General features: G+C 71.0%; 19 protein-coding genes and 1 pseudogene. 11 read left to right on the top strand and 9 right to left on the bottom strand.

Going from position 1 to position 15294, the window contains the following annotated elements; translation table 11 throughout:
- Positions 1-22: 22 nt before the first annotated feature.
- Together J7I94_RS35200 and J7I94_RS35195 are read right to left on the bottom strand one after the other, a co-directional pair.
- Positions 23-238, bottom strand: coding sequence for a hypothetical protein (locus tag J7I94_RS35200; RefSeq protein ID WP_215173980.1), 216 nt, complete (start codon positions 236-238; stop codon positions 23-25).
- Between the two features lie 231 nt (positions 239-469).
- On the bottom strand, positions 470-874 hold the full coding sequence (locus J7I94_RS35195; RefSeq protein WP_215173978.1) for a DUF3099 domain-containing protein: 405 nt from the start codon (positions 872-874) through the stop codon (positions 470-472).
- A 264-nt stretch (positions 875-1138) separates the two neighbouring features.
- Here J7I94_RS35195 and J7I94_RS35190 point away from each other — a divergent pair, with 264 nt between their 5' ends.
- Positions 1139-1423, top strand: a complete 285-nt coding sequence (locus J7I94_RS35190; protein WP_215173976.1) for a GlsB/YeaQ/YmgE family stress response membrane protein — start codon at positions 1139-1141, stop codon at positions 1421-1423.
- A 75-nt stretch (positions 1424-1498) separates the two neighbouring features.
- Here the strand turns inward: J7I94_RS35190 and tyrS are convergent, their stop codons facing one another.
- The 5 genes from tyrS to J7I94_RS35165 all read right to left on the bottom strand — a co-directional run bounded on the left by tyrS (position 1499) and on the right by J7I94_RS35165 (position 6885).
- The gene (gene tyrS, locus J7I94_RS35185; RefSeq protein ID WP_215173974.1) at positions 1499-2767 is read right to left on the bottom strand and encodes a tyrosine--tRNA ligase; all 1269 of its coding nucleotides are present in this window, start codon (positions 2765-2767) and stop codon (positions 1499-1501) included.
- 84 nt (positions 2768-2851) lie between these two features.
- Complete coding sequence (locus J7I94_RS35180; RefSeq protein WP_215173973.1) at positions 2852-4258, bottom strand: metallopeptidase TldD-related protein; 1407 nt, start codon at positions 4256-4258, stop codon at positions 2852-2854.
- Positions 4255-5778, bottom strand: a complete 1524-nt coding sequence (locus J7I94_RS35175) for a TldD/PmbA family protein (RefSeq protein ID WP_215173971.1) — start codon at positions 5776-5778, stop codon at positions 4255-4257. The genes J7I94_RS35180 and J7I94_RS35175 overlap by 4 nt, the downstream gene beginning before the upstream one ends.
- 76 nt (positions 5779-5854) lie before the next feature.
- A complete protein-coding gene (locus J7I94_RS35170; protein ID WP_215173970.1) occupies positions 5855-6034 on the bottom strand; it encodes a DUF397 domain-containing protein in 180 nt (59 codons plus the stop codon).
- The gene (locus J7I94_RS35165) at positions 6031-6885 is read right to left on the bottom strand and encodes a helix-turn-helix transcriptional regulator (RefSeq protein ID WP_215173968.1); all 855 of its coding nucleotides are present in this window, start codon (positions 6883-6885) and stop codon (positions 6031-6033) included. Before J7I94_RS35165 ends, J7I94_RS35170 begins: the two co-directional genes overlap by 4 nt.
- A gap of 200 nt (positions 6886-7085) precedes the next feature.
- On the opposite strand from J7I94_RS35165, the gene J7I94_RS35160 reads away from it, so the two are divergent.
- The 6 genes from J7I94_RS35160 to J7I94_RS35135 all read left to right on the top strand — a co-directional run bounded on the left by J7I94_RS35160 (position 7086) and on the right by J7I94_RS35135 (position 10421).
- Positions 7086-7523: an ATP-binding protein gene (locus J7I94_RS35160; protein ID WP_308114831.1), complete on the top strand. Its 438-nt coding sequence runs from the start codon at positions 7086-7088 to the stop codon at positions 7521-7523.
- A gap of 52 nt (positions 7524-7575) precedes the next feature.
- Positions 7576-7860, top strand: coding sequence for a type II toxin-antitoxin system Phd/YefM family antitoxin (locus J7I94_RS35155; RefSeq protein ID WP_215173964.1), 285 nt, complete (start codon positions 7576-7578; stop codon positions 7858-7860).
- A gap of 5 nt (positions 7861-7865) precedes the next feature.
- Positions 7866-8252, top strand: coding sequence for a type II toxin-antitoxin system VapC family toxin (locus tag J7I94_RS35150; RefSeq protein WP_251076201.1), 387 nt, complete (start codon positions 7866-7868; stop codon positions 8250-8252).
- Between the two features lie 162 nt (positions 8253-8414).
- On the top strand, positions 8415-9119 hold the full coding sequence (gene fabG / locus J7I94_RS35145) for a 3-oxoacyl-[acyl-carrier-protein] reductase (RefSeq protein ID WP_215173960.1): 705 nt from the start codon (positions 8415-8417) through the stop codon (positions 9117-9119).
- A 5-nt stretch (positions 9120-9124) separates the two neighbouring features.
- Positions 9125-9892 (top strand): enoyl-ACP reductase FabI, encoded by a 768-nt coding sequence (gene fabI, locus J7I94_RS35140; RefSeq protein WP_215173958.1) that lies wholly within the window; start codon positions 9125-9127, stop codon positions 9890-9892.
- A 172-nt stretch (positions 9893-10064) separates the two neighbouring features.
- Positions 10065-10421 carry a hypothetical protein gene (locus J7I94_RS35135; RefSeq protein ID WP_215173956.1) on the top strand — a complete coding sequence of 119 codons (357 nt, stop codon included), beginning with the start codon at positions 10065-10067 and terminating at the stop codon, positions 10419-10421.
- On the opposite strand, the gene J7I94_RS35130 is transcribed toward J7I94_RS35135, so the two are convergent.
- On the bottom strand, positions 10399-11091 hold the full coding sequence (locus tag J7I94_RS35130; protein ID WP_215173954.1) for a FadR/GntR family transcriptional regulator: 693 nt from the start codon (positions 11089-11091) through the stop codon (positions 10399-10401). The two genes, J7I94_RS35135 and J7I94_RS35130, sit on opposite strands and share 23 nt — an antisense overlap.
- Before the next feature lie 43 nt (positions 11092-11134).
- Between J7I94_RS35130 and J7I94_RS35125 the strand changes: the two genes are divergently transcribed.
- The 4 genes from J7I94_RS35125 to J7I94_RS35115 all read left to right on the top strand — a co-directional run bounded on the left by J7I94_RS35125 (position 11135) and on the right by J7I94_RS35115 (position 13704).
- Entirely contained in the window at positions 11135-12499 is a 1365-nt protein-coding gene (locus J7I94_RS35125) for a CynX/NimT family MFS transporter (RefSeq protein ID WP_215173952.1), read from the top strand.
- A 34-nt stretch (positions 12500-12533) separates the two neighbouring features.
- On the top strand, positions 12534-12650 hold the full coding sequence (locus tag J7I94_RS38830; protein ID WP_251076200.1) for an SGM_5486 family transporter-associated protein: 117 nt from the start codon (positions 12534-12536) through the stop codon (positions 12648-12650).
- 202 nt (positions 12651-12852) lie between these two features.
- Entirely contained in the window at positions 12853-13059 is a 207-nt protein-coding gene (locus J7I94_RS35120) for a hypothetical protein (protein WP_215173950.1), read from the top strand.
- 126 nt (positions 13060-13185) lie between these two features.
- Complete coding sequence (locus J7I94_RS35115) at positions 13186-13704, top strand: histidine phosphatase family protein (protein ID WP_215173947.1); 519 nt, start codon at positions 13186-13188, stop codon at positions 13702-13704.
- A gap of 188 nt (positions 13705-13892) precedes the next feature.
- On the opposite strand, the pseudogene serB reads toward J7I94_RS35115, so the two are convergent.
- Positions 13893-15089, bottom strand: a pseudogene (serB, locus tag J7I94_RS35110) (phosphoserine phosphatase SerB); the annotation flags it as partial.
- Between the last annotated feature and the right edge of the window lie 205 nt (positions 15090-15294).

Genomic DNA, 15294 nt, shown 5'->3' with positions numbered 1-15294 from the left:
GGCGTGATCCAAACGACAGGCACTAGGCGCCCTTCTCCCACTCCTCCAGGCGCACCACGTCCTTCAGGAACCCCCGCACCCCGAGGAACTGGGACAGGTGCTCCCGGTGCTCGTCGCACGCGATCCATGTCTTGCGCCGCTCGGGCGTGTGCAGCTTCGGGTTGTTCCAGGCGAGCACCCACACGGCGGCGCTGCGGCAGCCCTTGGCGGAGCAGACCGGGGTCGTTTCGTCACTCACAGGTTCGTCTCACAAGTAAGGCAAGAAGGCGACGCCGAGCAGCCACGGGGGGAGCTGCCCGGCGTCGGTCCATCGCTCCGACGGGGGATGCGGAGCGCTTACCGAGTATGTCATGGGTGGTCTGCGATTCGGGACCGGAACAACATGATTGGAGCGAGCTTCTCGACCCCTTGGCGAGGCCTTGACCCTCACCCGGGATGATCAATCCCGTTCAGTAACGTCGGATTTCGATCAGGAACGGTCACTCGACATATCGTGTACACCCGCCGTCCGATCAGGCCCGGCATCTTCCGCCCTGGATTCCGCGAAGCCCTCCGAAGGGGACGCGGCCGGCGGCTCGATCATCGGCGGCGTCGGCGCCGTCACGAACGTCGTCGGCAGCCCCGGCGCGTTCTCCCGCCCGGCGTTGGCGATCACCACCGCGATGTACGGCAGCAGCACCCCGAGGACCAGCGCCACGATCGCGACGTGCCGTTCCACGTTCCACAGCGTGGCCGCGAGGATCACCGACACCGTACGGACCGACATCGAGATGATGTACCGGCGCTGCCGTCCGCGTACGTCTTCCTCCAGGCCTGTCCGGGCTCCGGTGATCCGGAACACCTGGGCGTTGCCGTCGCCGCTTCGCTTCCGCATCACATTCCACCGCCCGCTCGCATCGGAGCCACCCCGGCCCGTACCCGTACCCGTCCGCACCGCTCGAGGTCGCGGGTCCGGACAGCTCTTACGTTACGCCGCGACTGCGCCGCCTACGAGACCGGGGGACCCCGTCCCCGAGCGACCGGAGTGCGCCGCGACGCCCAGCGGCGTCCCCCATATGGACGTACCCGCCGTGCGCACCGCGCGGTACGGGCCGAGAGTGGCCGTAATGCTCACGTAGAGCCGTACGAGGAGGCAGCCATGGGCTGGTTGTGGGCGATCATCGTCGGATTCGTGCTCGGACTGATAGCCAAGGCGATCATTCCGGGCAAGCAGCACAGTCCTCTGTGGCTGACCACGATCTTCGGCATGCTCGGTGCCATCGTCGGCAACGCCGTCGCCCGGGCGGCCGGCGTCGACGCCACCTCCGGCATCGACTGGTGGCGGCACGTCTTCCAGCTCGTCGCCGCGATCATCATCGTCGGCATCGGCGACATGGTGTACATGGCGGTGCGCGGCAACAAGAGGCGACGGCACACCGCCTGAGCCCGTCCGGGCACCACGCGTGTACGACGAAGGGGCGGCCCCCGCCGGACACGGGAGCCGCCCCTCGTCGTGCGCTCAGGCGCCGGTGATCTCCACCGCGGCCAGGTTCTTCTTGCCGCGCCGCAGCACCAGCCAGCGCCCGTGCAGCAGCTCCTCGGCGGCCGGGACCGCGTCCTCGGCGGCGACCTTCACGTTGTTCACGTAGGCGCCGCCCTCCTTGACCGTGCGCCGGGCCGCCGACTTGCTGGCGACCAGGCCGACCTCCGCGAAAAGGTCGACCACCGGAGCCGGCTCGGCGACCCGCACGTGCGGCACCTCCGACAGGGCCGCGGTCAGCGTCCCCTCGTCCAGCTCCGCCAGGTCGCCCTGGCCGAACAGCGCCTTGGACGCGGCGATCACGGCGGCCGTCTGGTCCGCGCCGTGCACCAGCGTCGTCAGCTCCTCGGCCAGCGCCCGCTGCGCCGCCCGCGCCTGCGGACGCTCCTCGGTCTGCTTCTCCAGCTCCTCCAGCTCCTCGCGGGACTTGAAGGACAGGATGCGCATGTAGCCCGAGATGTCCCGGTCGTCGACGTTCAGCCAGAACTGGTAGAACGCGTACGGCGTCGTCATCTCCGGGTCCAGCCAGACGGCCCCGCCCTCGGTCTTGCCGAACTTGGTGCCGTCCGCCTTGGTCATCAGCGGCGTCGCGTACGCGTGCACCACGGCGTCCGGCTCCAGCCGGTGGATCAGGTCCAGGCCCGCCGTCAGGTTGCCCCACTGGTCGCTGCCGCCCTGCTGGAGCACGCAGCCGTAGCGCCGGTAGAGCTGGAGGAAGTCCATGGCCTGGAGGAGCTGGTAGCTGAACTCCGTGTAGCTGATGCCCTCGGACGACTCCAGCCGCCGGGCCACCGAGTCCTTGGTCAGCATCTTGTTGACCCGGAAGTGCTTGCCGATGTCCCGCAGGAACTCGATCGCGGAGAGCTCCGAGGTCCAGTCCAGGTTGTTGACCATCGTGGCCGCGTTCTCGCCCTCGAAGGTCAGGAACGGCTCGATCTGGGCGCGCAGCCGCTCGACCCAGCCGGCCACCGTCTCCGGCGAGTTCAGCGTGCGCTCGGCGGTCGGGCGCGGGTCGCCGATCTGGCCGGTGGCTCCGCCGACCAGCGCCAGCGGCCGGTGCCCGGCCTGCTGGAGCCGGCGCAGCGTGAGCACCTGCACCAGGTGCCCGACGTGCAGGGAGGCCGCGGTCGGGTCGAAACCGCAATAGAACGTGACCGGACCGTCCGCGAGCGCCTTGCGCAAAGCGTCCTCGTCAGTGGACTGGGCGAACAGCCCGCGCCACTTCAGCTCGTCGACGATGTCCGTCACGGTTCTCGTGTCTCCTCGAAGATCGCGTACGCGGGTTCCCGCACGCGGGTTCCGGTACGCAGGTGCTCGTGTGCGGGTACGAGGTTATACGCCCTGGCTGACAGAGCTCATATTGAAATCGGGGACCCGCAGCGCGGGCATCGCCGCCCGCGTGAACCAGTCGCCCCACTCCCGGGGCAGCGTCCGCTCCGTACGCCCCGCCTCCGTGGCCCGCCCCAGCAGGTCCACCGGGGACTCGTTGAACCGGAAGTTGTTCACCTCGCCGACGACCTCGCCGTCCTCCACGAGGTAGACCCCGTCCCGGGTCAGCCCGGTCAGCAGCAGCGTCGCCGGGTCGACCTCGCGGATGTACCACAGGCAGGTCAGCAGCAGCCCCCGCCCGGTACCGGCGACCATCTCCTCCAGCGAGCGTCCGTCGCCGCCGTCCAGCACCAGGTTGTCGAGGGCCGGCGCGAGCGGCAGCCCGGTCAGCGCGGCACTGTGCCGGGTCGTCGTCAGCCGGGACAGCTCGCCTTCCCTGACCCACTCCGTGGCCGACACCGGCAGCCCGTTGTCGAACACCGACTGATCGCCCCCGGAGGAGTGCGCCACCACGAACGGCGCCGTCTCCAGGCCCGGCTCCGCCGGGTCGCTGCGCAGGGTCAGCGGCAGTTCGCTGATCCGCTCGCCCAGCCGCGTGCCACCGCCCGGCTTGGAGAACACCGTCCGCCCCTCGGCCGCGTCCCGGCCCGACGCCGACCACAGCTGGTAGATCAGCAGGTCCGCGACCGCGGTCGGCGGCAGCAGCGTCTCGTACCGTCCCGCGGGCAGCTCCACCCGCCGCTCGGCCCACCCCAGGCGTACGGCCAGCTCCGCGTCGAGCGCCGCCGGGTCGACGTCCTTGAAGTCCCGGGTGGCCCGCCCCGCCCACGCCGAGCGGGACCGGTCCGGCGACTTGGCGTTCAGCTCCAGCGTCCCGGTGGGCAGATCGCAGCGCAGCCGCAGCCCGGTGGATGTCCCGAGGTAGGTGGTGGTCATCTCGTGGTTGGCGAACCCGTACAGCTCCCGCCCGCCGCCACGCGCGCGTGCGAACGCCTCCCCGAGCGCCGGCGCGAACTCGGCGAACACGGCCGACGACGTCTCGGCGGGCGCGTCCGTGAAGTCCGGCGACTCCGGCACCCCGCCGACCAGCGGCTGCGCGTCCTCGGCGGGGCCGGCGCTCCGGGCGGCCTCCTCGGCGGCCCGCACCAGCGGCTCCAGATCGTCCCGCGTGACGGCCGACCGCGACACGACTCCCGACGCGGTGCCCTCCTGCCCGTCCACGGTGGCGACGACCGTGAGCGTGCGCCCGCGTGTGACGCCGTTGGTGGTGAGCGCGTTGCCCGCCCAGCGCAGGTTGGCGGTGGAGCGCTCGTCGGCGATGACGACGCACCCGTCCGCGCGGGACAGCTCCAGCGCCCGCTCGACGATCTCGTGCGGCTTGCTGTTCGTCCGGGGCGTGCGGGCGCTCATCGACCGGCCTCCTGCGTCGTGTTCAGTATGTTGACGCCCTTGAAGAGGGCGGACGGGCAGCCGTGCGACACGGCCGCGACCTGTCCCGGCTGTGCCTTGCCGCAGTTGAAGGCGCCGCCCAGCACATACGTCTGGGGACCGCCGACGGCCGCCATGGACCCCCAGAAGTCGGTGGTCGTCGCCTGGTAGGCCACGTCCCGCAGCTGCCCGGCGAGCCGCCCGTTCTCGATCCGGAAGAACCGTTGACCGGTGAACTGGAAATTATACCTTTGCATATCTATTGACCACGAACGGTCACCAACGACATAAATCCCCCGCTCCACCCCGCCGATCAGATCCTCCGTGGACAGCCCGCCGGGATCGGGCCGCAGCGACACGTTCGCCATCCGCTGCACCGGCACATGCCCGGGGGAGTCGGCGTACGCGCACCCGTTGGACCGCTCGAACCCGGTCAGCCGGGCGATCCGCCGGTCCAGCTGGTAGCCGACCAGTGTGCCGCCCTTCACCAGGTCCCAGGACTGCCCCTCGACACCCTCGTCGTCGTATCCGATCGTCGCGAGCCCGTGCTCGGCCGTACGGTCCCCGGTGACGTTCATCAGCTCGGACCCGTAGCGCAGCTTGCCGAGCTGGTCGAAGGTGGCGAAGGAGGTGCCGGCGTAGGCGGCCTCGTAGCCCAGCGCACGGTCCAGCTCGGTGGCGTGCCCGATGGACTCGTGGATCGTCAGCCACAGGTTCGACGGGTCGACCACCAGGTCGTACAGCCCCGCCTCCACGCTCGGCGCCCGCATCTTCTCGGCCAGCAGCTCCGGTATCTCGGCCAGCTCGGCGTCCCAGTCCCAGCCGGTGCCGGTCAGGTACTCCCAGCCGCGCCCCACGGGCGGCGCGAGCGTGCGCATGGAGTCGAACTCGCCGCTGGAGCCGTCGACCGACACGGCGGTCAGTACGGGATGTAGCCGTACCCGCTGCTGAGCGGTCGAGGTCCCGGCGGTGTCCGCGTAGAACTTGTTCTCATGGACGGTGAGCAGCGAGGCGTCCACATGGTCGACCCCGCCCGCCGCCAGCAGCCGCGCGCTCCAGTCGGCGAGCAGCGCCGACTTCTCGGCGTCGTCCACGGTGAACGGGTCGATCTCGTACGAGGACACCCACGTACGGTCGGCGTGCACGGGCTCGTCCGCCAGCTCGACCCGCTCGTCCGACCCGGCCGCCTTGATCACCTGCGCGGACAGCTTCGCCATCGCCACCGCCTGCGAGGCGACCTTGGCGGCGGCGTCCGGCGTCAGGTCCACGCCGGAGGCGAAACCCCAGGTCCCGCCGTGCACGACGCGTACGGCGTACCCGAGGTCGGTGGTGTCCGAGGAACCGGACGGCTTGGCGTCCCGCAGCCTCAGCGAGGCGCTGCGCACGCGTTCCAGCCGGAAGTCCGCGTGCTCGGCCCCGAGGGAACGGGCGCGGGCGAGGGCGGCGTCGGCGAGGGGGCGCAGGGGGAGGGCGGTGAAGGCGGGGTCTATGTCATGGGGCACGGGAGGGGATCCCTTCGGGCGCTTGCCGGTGGTGACCGTGGCACGCAGTGAACCACGGCCCGCCGAGCGCCGCGCCCTAGGCTCCCGCGGTGAACGCCGCCCAGGCGGCCGGGGTGACGACGAGGGGGCGCAGGCTCGTGTCCTTGGAGTCGCGGATGTGGATAACTTCGGGGCGGGCGGCGACCTCGACGCAGTTGTCGCCATCTCCGCCGCTGTAGCTGCTCTTGTACCAGGTCAGCTCAGTGGTGGTGCTCATAGCGCTCCTCGCATCTGTTGCAGCAGGTCCACCGTAGCCCGGCAGTCCAGGGCTTGGGAACGCAGCTTGCCATAGCGCTGGAGCATGACGCTCGCGTCCTTGGAGGCGGAGATCAGACTGCTGGATCGCTGTCCTTCGGTGTAACCGATCCACTCGTTGGCAGGGGTCTCGGCCAGGTACATCTGACCATCGATCCCGGAGTGGTCCTCCTGGACGGAGGGCATGACCTGGATTTCGACGTTGCGCCGGGTGCCCTCCTGGAGAAGGCGGTCGATGACGTCTCTTGTGACCTCGCGCCCGCCCATGCGCCGGGTCAGGATGCACTGCTCGATGACGAAACTGAACGCTGTGTTCGGTCTGGTGGTGAAGAGCTGCTGACGGTCCAGCCGAGCCGCGACCTGGCGTTCGATCTGCTCCTCGGACAGTGGCGGCAGACGTCGGTCGAAGATGGCCCGGATGTACGTCTCAGGCTGCAACAGTCCGGGAATTGCCCGGCCCTCGTACGCGTACAGGGAGATCGCCTCTTCCTCGATCCCCGCCCAGTGCCGGAACCACGAAGCCAGTCCCGCCCTCCGGGTCAGGCTCTTCGCCGCCGCCGTCAGCACCTTGTGGGCGACCGGCCCCAGGACGTCCCTCGCCCGTGTGGACAGGTCCGTGGGCGGGAACCGCTTCCCCTGCTCGATCTTGGCGATGTATCCGGCCGAGTACTGGACCCGTGGCGCGAACTCCTCCTGGGTCAGTCCGGATTCCTCCCGCAAGGCCTTGAGAACCACGCCGAACGTCTTGAGACTGTCGGAGAGTTCCGCCTCCGTTCCGTCCATGCCGCCGTCTGCGCCGTACTCCGCCTTCATGACCGCGTGCCTCCCGTGCTCATGTGTCTTGCTCAACCCCACTCGGCCCAACCATGGTCACGGGGAGTTACCCACCCAGTCCAGAGTGTGCACTGAGACAGCTACGTTTGTATGGGTGTCGTCCCTGTTGAGGGCCGGAGGAGAATCGGAACGCTGAGCGCATGCCAGCACCACGGGCCCAAGAACCCGTTACCGTAAGTGTGTTCGCCCAGCGGTTCTCCGCCACGCGCCGCGGCGCGCGCCTCGCCCGCCGGCTCGCCACGCACCGGCTCGACCTGTGGGACCTGCCGTACGGCAGCCCCGCCTCCGACACCGTCACCCTCGTCGTGGCCGAACTCGCCGCCAACGCGGCCCTCCACGGCAGCGTCGCGGGACGCGACTTCGAGCTGCGGCTGACGTACGGCCGGGCCGCGGGACTGGTCCGCGTAGAGGTCTCCGACACCCACCCCGGCCTCCCTGACGCGTCGGCCCGGCCGCCCGAGGACGCCGACGGCGGCCGGGGCCTGCTCCTCGTGGCGGCCGTCGCCGACCGCTGGGGCGTGGCCGGGCGGACGGGGCCGGGCAAGACGGTGTGGGCCGAGTGCGCGGTCGGCGCCCCGGGCGGCTCGCGCCCCACGGCTCAGGATCTACCGTTGTAGGTACTGTCGAAGTCATGTACCTACAACCTGGCTGCTGTGAGGGGAGCGCGGTATGAGCACCATCTCCGTACGCGAGTTCTCGTACAACCCCAGCGCGGTCTTCGCCCGGGTCGAGAAGGGCGAGGCCATCGAGGTCACCCGGCACGGCAACGTGATCGCGATACTGTCCCCGGCCGGTGGTCCCATGGAGCGGTACGCGCACCTGGTGGCGCAGGGGAAGATCAAGTTGAAGCCGGTCACCGCCGCCGATCGGCACAACATGCCGCACTACGAGGTGACCGAGGACGTCGACCCTCTGGCGTTGCTGCTCGCCGAGCGCGAAGAAGACGACCGTTGATCTACATGGACACATCCGCGCTGGTCACGTGGATGACGCGCCGCAATCACTGGGCCGAGTTGGACGGCTTCCTCCAGCAGCGGGTCACGGAACCGCTCGCCACCAGCACGCTCGGGTTCGTGGAGACCGTGCGAACCCTGGATCTCATGGGGCACTTCCCGAAGGCGATGGACGACCTGGACGCCCGGATCACCGAGATCCTCCTCACCCGAGAAGTGCGTGACGGAGCGGGGCTGCTGGTCGACCGCTTGCGGACGCTGGACGCGATCCATGTGGCCAGCGCCTTGTCGCTGCGGGACGACCTGACGGCTCTGGTGACCTACGACCGCAGAATGCTGGAGACCGCTCGTGCGGAAGGTCTGCCCGCTCACGCGCCCGGCATGGAGCGGTGAAGCCCGGCGTGCATCTGTAGGGACCCGACAGTCCGGTCCGTGAGCCACTGTGGGTGCCCGATTCCTCGGGCGGCGGTCGGGACCGATAGGTTTTCGAGGAAGCCGCCTGTCATCGAGGTGTTCGGGCGGACGTGTTCAGACCACTGACGAAAGGGTGATCCGTTGAGCCGCTCGGTTCTCGTCACCGGAGGCAACCGGGGCATCGGCCTCGCCATCGCCCGCGCGTTCGCCGACGCCGGCGACAAGGTCGCCATCACGTACCGCTCGGGTGAGCCGCCGGAGGGCTTCCTCGCCGTCAAGTGCGACATCACCGACGCCGAGCAGGTGGAGCAGGCCTACAAGGAGATCGAGGAGGCGCACGGCAACGTCGAGGTCCTCGTCGCCAACGCCGGCGTGACCAAGGACCAGCTCCTGATGCGCATGTCCGAGGAGGACTTCACCTCCGTCCTCGACACGAACCTGACCGGCACCTTCCGCGTCGTCAAGCGGGCCAACCGCGGCATGCTGCGCGCCAAGAAGGGCCGCGTGGTGCTCATCTCGTCCGTCGTCGGACTGCTCGGCTCGGCGGGGCAGGCCAACTACGCCGCCTCCAAGGCCGGCCTGGTCGGCTTCGCGCGCTCCCTCGCCCGTGAGCTGGGGTCGCGCAACATCACCTTCAACGTCGTCGCACCCGGCTTCGTCGACACCGACATGACCAAGGTGCTCACCGACGAGCAGCGCGCGGGCATCGTCTCGCAGGTGCCGCTGGGCCGGTACGCGCAGCCGGAGGAGATCGCCGCGACGGTGCGGTTCCTCGCGTCGGACGACGCCTCGTACATCACTGGAGCCGTCATTCCCGTTGACGGCGGACTGGGAATGGGTCACTGATCACCATGAGCGGAATTCTCGAGGGCAAGCGCGTCCTGATCACCGGCGTGCTGACGGAGGCGTCCATCGCCTTCCACACCGCCAAGCTGGCCCAGGAGCAGGGCGCCGAGGTCATCCTGACCGCGTTCCCTCGGCCCACGCTGACCGAGCGCATCGCCAAGAAGCTGCCCAAGCCCACCAAGGTCATCGAGCTGGACGTCACCAACGACGAGCACCTCCGGCGCCTGGCCGACGTCGTCGGCGAGGAGCTGGGCGGCCTGGACGGCGTGGTGCACTCCATCGGCTTCGCGCCGCAGGACGCGCTCGGCGGCAACTTCCTCAACACGCCGTTCGAGTCGGTGGCCACGGCCATGCACGTCTCGGCGTTCTCCCTGAAGTCGCTCACCATGGCCTGCCTGCCGCTGATGCAGAACGGCGGCTCCGTCGTCGGCCTCACCTTCGACGCCCAGTACGCCTGGCCGCAGTACGACTGGATGGGCCCGGCCAAGGCCGCCCTGGAGGCCACCAGCCGCTACCTCGCCCGTGACCTGGGCAAGCAGAACGTGCGGTCCAACCTCATCTCGGCCGGCCCGCTCGGCTCGATGGCCGCCAAGTCCATCCCGGGCTTCAGCGACCTGGCCTCCGTGTGGGACCACCGCTCCCCGCTGGAGTGGAACCTGAGCGACCCGGAGCCGGCCGGCCGCGGCGTCGTCGCGCTGCTCAGCGACTGGTTCCCGAAGACCACCGGCGAGATCATCCACGTCGACGGCGGTCTGCACGCCATCGGCGCCTGACACCCCGCTTGCCGAAGGGCCCGCGTCCGCAAGGGCGCGGGCCCTTCGCGTGTCACCCGGCAGGCTCACCCGTCCGGCCCAGCCGACCGGGCGGCCGGAGTGCCGACGGCGCACGCTGGGAGACGACTCCACCCCGCGCTTTCCGACCCGTCCCGGCCGAGGGGGTCCGCCTGTGCGTTTCGCCCGCCGCCTGGCCGCCGCCGCCGTCGTCGCCGCCTTCGGGCTCGCCCTGCCGTACGAGACGGTGTCGCACGCGCGCGTACAGAGCCGTAGCGAGGAAGCCAGGCCCGCGCGGCCCTTCGGCGCCGAATGCCGCATCCGGCACAGCGGCTCCAGGGTGACCGCGTACTGCCACAACCCCTATCCGGACCCCGACCGCGTCAGCCTGCACGTCGAGTGCGTCCGTTGGTGGGACCTGGACAGCGACAGCGCCCCCGTGGCGGCGGGGCCCGCGCAGACCGTACGGCTGACCGGGCGCTGCTGGAAGGAGATCGGCGCGGCCTGGGTCAGTCACCGGCGTCCGGACTGACCCGACCCGGGCGGCACACCAACGGGTAGCCCGCCGCCTCCCGCTCGGCCGTCCCGGCGTCGCCCGCGCGGATCGCGTCCACCAGGCCGGTGTGGTCCATGTGCGACTCCGGGGTCAGCTCCGCGCCGATGTCCTCGCGCAGCCAGTCCCGCATCACCTCGCCCAGGTCCGCGTACATCGCGGTCATCACCTCGTTGTGCGAGGCGGCCACCACGGCCAGGTGGAAGGTGGCGTCCGCCGTCACGAACGCCTCGGCGTCGCCCGACTCCCACGCCTCCGCGCGGCGCACCAGCAGCGCGTCCAGCTGCTTGAGGTCCTTCTCGGTGCGCCGCTCGGCGGCCAGCCGGGCCGCGGCCGACTCCAGCGTGGAGCGCAGCTCGGCGATGTGCCGGGGGTCGGCGCCGGCGAAACGGCGGTGCATCACGCCGGCCAGCTCGCTGGTGGCGGCGACGTACGTGCCGGAGCCCTGGCGGATGTCCAGCAGCCCGTTGTGCGCCAGCGCGCGGACCGCCTCGCGGACGGTGTTCCGGGCGACCCCCAGCTGCTCGACCAGCTCGGGCTCGGTCGGGATGCGGGAGCCCACCGGCCACTCACCCGAGGTGATCTGCTGGCGGAGCGCGGCGATGACCTGTTCGGACAGGGCCGAACGGTGGGGGTGGCTCAGGGGCATGGCTCACCTTCGGGGAGTGGACAATCAATCATCCTATGATTCTATGATGGGCCTCATGGCTAGTGAGGACATACGGACGCTGAAGCCCGCCGCCCCGCCCACCCGGCACGAAGCGGGCCCGGGGCCCGGACGGACCGGTACGCGCGCGTGGACGCCGTGGACGACCCGTCTGCTCGTCCTCGGCATCGTGCTGACCGCGGTCAATCTGCGTCCCGCGATCACCAGCCTCGGCGCGCTCCTGGAGGAGGTCCGCGACGGGCTCGGCATGAGCGGCAGCGTGGCCGGACTGCTCACCTCCGTGCCGCCGCTCTGCTTCGCCGTCTTCGGCGTCACCGCCCCGCGGCTCGCCCGCCGCTTCGGGCCCGGCGCGGTGGTCTGCGCCGGCATGGCCGCCCTCACCGCCGGACTGCTGATCCGCCCGTACGCAGGGGGCACGGCCGGGTTCCTGGTCGCCACCGCGCTGGCGCTGATGGGCATCGCGGTCAGCAACGTCCTGATGCCGGTCATCGTCAAGCGCTGGTTCCCCGACCGGGTCGGGTCCATGACCGGCCTGTACTCGATGGCCCTGGCCTGCGGCACCTCGATCGCCGCCGCGGCGACCGTGCCGGTGACCGACGCGCTGGGCGGCGACTGGCAGCCCGGCCTCGCGGTGTGGGCCGCGCTGGCGGCGGTGGCCGTCCTGCCCTGGCTGCCGTTCGTACGGGACCGGGGCGCGGCGCCCACGGCGGCTGGCGCTACCGCTACTGCTGCCGCTGCCGCTGCCGCTGCCGCTGCCTCTTCTGCTTCCGCTGCCGCTTCCGCAGAGCCCGCCGAGCGACCCGCGCTGCGCATCACCCGCAGCCGTACCGCCTGGGCGCTGGCCGCCTTCTTCGGACTCCAGGCCACCGCCGCCTACATCACCATGGGCTGGATGGCGCAGATCTTCCGGGACGCGGGCGTCTCCGCCGGCACCGCCGGAGTGCTCCTGGCCGTCACCATGGCGATGGGCATACCGCTGGCCTTCGTCATCCCGCGCGTGGCGACCCGGCTGCCCCACCAGGGCCCGATGGTGCTCGTCCTCGGCGTCTGCGGCCTCGCCGGGTACGCCGGCCTCTACCTCGCGCCCGCCGGCGGCGCCTGGGCCTGGGCCCTGCTGCTCGGCGTCTCCAACTGCGCCTTCCCGCTGGCCCTGACCATGGTCGGGATGCGGGCGAAGACGGGCCCGGGCGTCGCCCAGCTCTCGGCCTTCGCGCAGAGCACCGGCTATCTGATCTCGATCCCCGGGCCGCTCCTGGTGGGCGTGCTCTACCAGCACAGCGGCGGCTGGGGCCTGCCGATCGCGCTGATGAGCGCCCTGATGGTGCCGCAGATGGCGGCCGGCGTCCTGGCGGGCCGCAACCGTACGGTGGAGGAGGAGGCGGCCCGCTGACCGGGCCGCCGGCCACGGGTGCGAAACTGGTCGCATGCCAGTCCTCGACCCGAACCCCAAGAACGGCCAGAAGAAGATGCTGATCGTCTTCGGCTCGTTCCTCGCGATCTTCGTGATCATCGGCATCGTGGCGACGATCGCCTCCCCGTGACACCGGCCGCGGCTCCGGAGGGGTGGGGTTAGCCCCCGGTCCCCTAGGGGGTGAGACTCAGGGTCGAGTGGGTGGGTCACCGGATGGGACGGTGCCCTCGGATTCCGTACCTTCGTGATGTGACCGCGAATTCCCTGGTGACGGGGGAGCGGCGCAGTACGGACCACGGACCAGGGGACGCCGAAGACCCGCGGAGGCACGCATGTCGACCCCCACGCACACCCACCCCCGCCCGGTCTCCGGCGGCGACGCCGACATCCGGCTGCCCTGGTGGGCGCTGGCCCTGCCGACCCTGGCCTTCGTCCTGCTGCTCGGGCTGATACTCGACCCGTCGGAGGCCCACGCCGCCGCCGGCCAGCCCGCCCTCGCCCACCTTCTGGAGCAGGCCCGGCACCTGATGGGACGCTGACCCGCCCTCCCCGGACCGGGGCGGACCGAGCCGGACGGCCCCGAGCTGCTCCGCGACCCGGAAGACCCGGAATCCGCGAGCCAACTCCCTGCGCCCCGTGGCCTGTTTCATGCGAAGCTGGAGGGCATGAGCGTCGCAGAACCCCGCAGTATTGTCCTTTTCCGGCATGCGAAAGCCGACTGGCCGCCGGTGTCCGACCATGAGCGACCGCTTGCCGAGCGGGGACGCAAGGACGCCGCGGAGGCCGGACGCCGCCTCACCGACAGCGGCCTCTCGTTCGACCTGGCCCTGTGCTCCACCGCTGTCAGGACCCGCGAGACCTGGAAGCTCGCCGTCCAGGAGTTCCCGCACCGCCCGAAGACGGTCTACGAGGAGCGGATCTACGACGCTTCGCCGGGCGAGCTGATCGCCGTACTCAACGAGACCCCCGACGACCTGGGCAACGTCCTGCTGATCGGCCACAACCCGGGCGTGCAGGGGCTCACCGAGATCCTGGCCGGCTCGGCCGAGGGCGACGTCCGCGAGCGGATGGCGGGCCGGGGCTTCCCCGCCGCCGCCTTCGCGGTGCTGTCCTTCACGGGCCCCTGGAAGTCCCTGGAGCCCGGCGTCGCCACCCTGCGGGACTACTGGGCCCCCGCCGACTGACCCCGCCTCGTCCGACCCCGACGGGCCCGCTGCCGACCCCTGACCGGTACCGGGCCCTCACGCTCCCGGCGTGCTCAGCGGTCCTCGTCCCCGGCCCGGCTCTCGTCCCCGGCCCGGCTCTCGTCCGTGGCCCGGTCCCCGTCCCCGGCCCGGTCCTCGTCCCCGGCCCGGTCGAGGAGCTGCTGGTCGAGGGTGTCCGCCGCCTCGATCTCCTCGCGGGTGATGCCCAGCAGGTACAGGACGGTGTCCAGGAACGGGACGTTCACCGCGGTGTGCGCGGCCTGCCGCACCACCGGCTTGGCGTTGAAGGCCACCCCGAGCCCGGCCGCGTTCAGCATGTCCAGGTCATTGGCGCCGTCCCCGATCGCCACGGTCTGCGACAGCGGTACGCCCGCCTCCGCGGCGAACCGGCGCAGCAGCCGCGCCTTGCCCGCCCGGTCCACGATCTCCCCGGTGACCCGTCCGGTCAGCTTCCCGTCGACTATCTCCAGGGTGTTGGCCTGGGCGAAGTCCAGCCCCAGCCGCTCCTTCAAATCATCGGTGACCTGGGTGAACCCGCCCGAGACGACGCCCACCTGGTAGCCGAGCCGCTTCAGCGTACGGATCAGGGTGCGCGCCCCCGGCGTCAGCCGCACCTCGCTGCGCACCTTGTCCACGACCGAGGCGTCCAGACCCTCCAGCAGCGCCACGCGCGCGTGCAGCGACTGTTCGAAGTCCAGCTCCCCGCGCATGGCGGCGGCCGTCACCTCGGCGACCTCGGCCTCACAGCCGGCGTGCGCGGCGAAGAGCTCGATCACCTCGTCCTGGATGACCGTCGAGTCCACGTCCATGACGACCAGCCGCTGCGCCCGCCGGTGCAGTCCGGCGGCGACCACCGCTATGTCGACGCCCAGCGCCGCCGCGTCCGTCACCAGCGCGGTCCGCAACGGCTCGGTCTCCACACCGGACACGGCGAACTCGACCGCCGTCACCGGATACTTCGCCAGCCGGAAGATCCGGTCGATGTTGCCGCCGGCCTTGGTGATCCGGGCGGTGACCTGGGCCGTCGCCTCCGCGGTGAGCGGGTGGCCGAGCACCGTGACCAGGGAGCGGCCGAGGCCGCGCGGCCGGTTGTCGCCGGTGCCGGAGATGATCTCGGCCTGCATCCTCACCGACTCCGCCCAGCTGTGGACGGTGGCCCGCAGCTTGCCCTCCAGCTCCCGCGGCGGCTGCGTCACGAGCGCGCACAGCACCATCCGGCCACGGGTGACGACCTGCTCGATGTCGACGACGTCGAGGGAGAAGGCGGCGAGGGTATCGAAGAGGCCCGCCGTGATGCCCGGCTGGTCCTTGCCGAAGATCTTGACGAGAAGCGTGGGGACGTCAGAGGTCTGCGTAGCGCTCATGGTGTTCCTACGGTATCCGGCGTCCCGTACCGGACGCGCCCGAGGTCCGTCTGGCGGACACGGAACTCTCGGTGTCGGTCCGGTGGCGTGAACCTGTCGCTGCGGCGACAGCGGCGTGGTCACTCCCCGCCTTCGGGCCGCCTCGGCCGACGCGGCCGCCGTGGCGGCGGGGGAGGGGGCGGAGACGGCGGTGGCGGTGGCGGGG

The sequence above is a fragment of the Streptomyces sp. ISL-12 genome (assembly GCF_018614415.1).
Taxonomy (GTDB): domain Bacteria; phylum Actinomycetota; class Actinomycetes; order Streptomycetales; family Streptomycetaceae; genus Streptomyces.
The sequence above is the reverse complement of the archived record's forward strand: the minus strand, read 5'-3'. Positions and strand labels throughout refer to the sequence as shown.

Coding starts and splice junctions, on each gene's coding strand:
- J7I94_RS35195 (WP_215173978.1), bottom strand. CDS start 874: ATGCGGAAGCGAAGCGGCGACGGCAACGCCCAGGTGTTCCGGATCACC.
- J7I94_RS35190 (WP_215173976.1), top strand. CDS start 1,139: ATGGGCTGGTTGTGGGCGATCATCGTCGGATTCGTGCTCGGACTGATA.
- J7I94_RS35180 (WP_215173973.1), bottom strand. CDS start 4,258: ATGAGCGCCCGCACGCCCCGGACGAACAGCAAGCCGCACGAGATCGTC.
- J7I94_RS35170 (WP_215173970.1), bottom strand. CDS start 6,034: ATGAGCACCACCACTGAGCTGACCTGGTACAAGAGCAGCTACAGCGGC.
- J7I94_RS35165 (WP_215173968.1), bottom strand. CDS start 6,885: ATGAAGGCGGAGTACGGCGCAGACGGCGGCATGGACGGAACGGAGGCG.
- J7I94_RS35155 (WP_215173964.1), top strand. CDS start 7,576: ATGAGCACCATCTCCGTACGCGAGTTCTCGTACAACCCCAGCGCGGTC.
- J7I94_RS35150 (WP_251076201.1), top strand. CDS start 7,866: ATGGACACATCCGCGCTGGTCACGTGGATGACGCGCCGCAATCACTGG.
- fabI (WP_215173958.1), top strand. CDS start 9,125: ATGAGCGGAATTCTCGAGGGCAAGCGCGTCCTGATCACCGGCGTGCTG.
- J7I94_RS35130 (WP_215173954.1), bottom strand. CDS start 11,091: ATGCCCCTGAGCCACCCCCACCGTTCGGCCCTGTCCGAACAGGTCATC.
- J7I94_RS35125 (WP_215173952.1), top strand. CDS start 11,135: ATGATGGGCCTCATGGCTAGTGAGGACATACGGACGCTGAAGCCCGCC.
- J7I94_RS38830 (WP_251076200.1), top strand. CDS start 12,534: ATGCCAGTCCTCGACCCGAACCCCAAGAACGGCCAGAAGAAGATGCTG.
- J7I94_RS35120 (WP_215173950.1), top strand. CDS start 12,853: ATGTCGACCCCCACGCACACCCACCCCCGCCCGGTCTCCGGCGGCGAC.
- J7I94_RS35115 (WP_215173947.1), top strand. CDS start 13,186: ATGAGCGTCGCAGAACCCCGCAGTATTGTCCTTTTCCGGCATGCGAAA.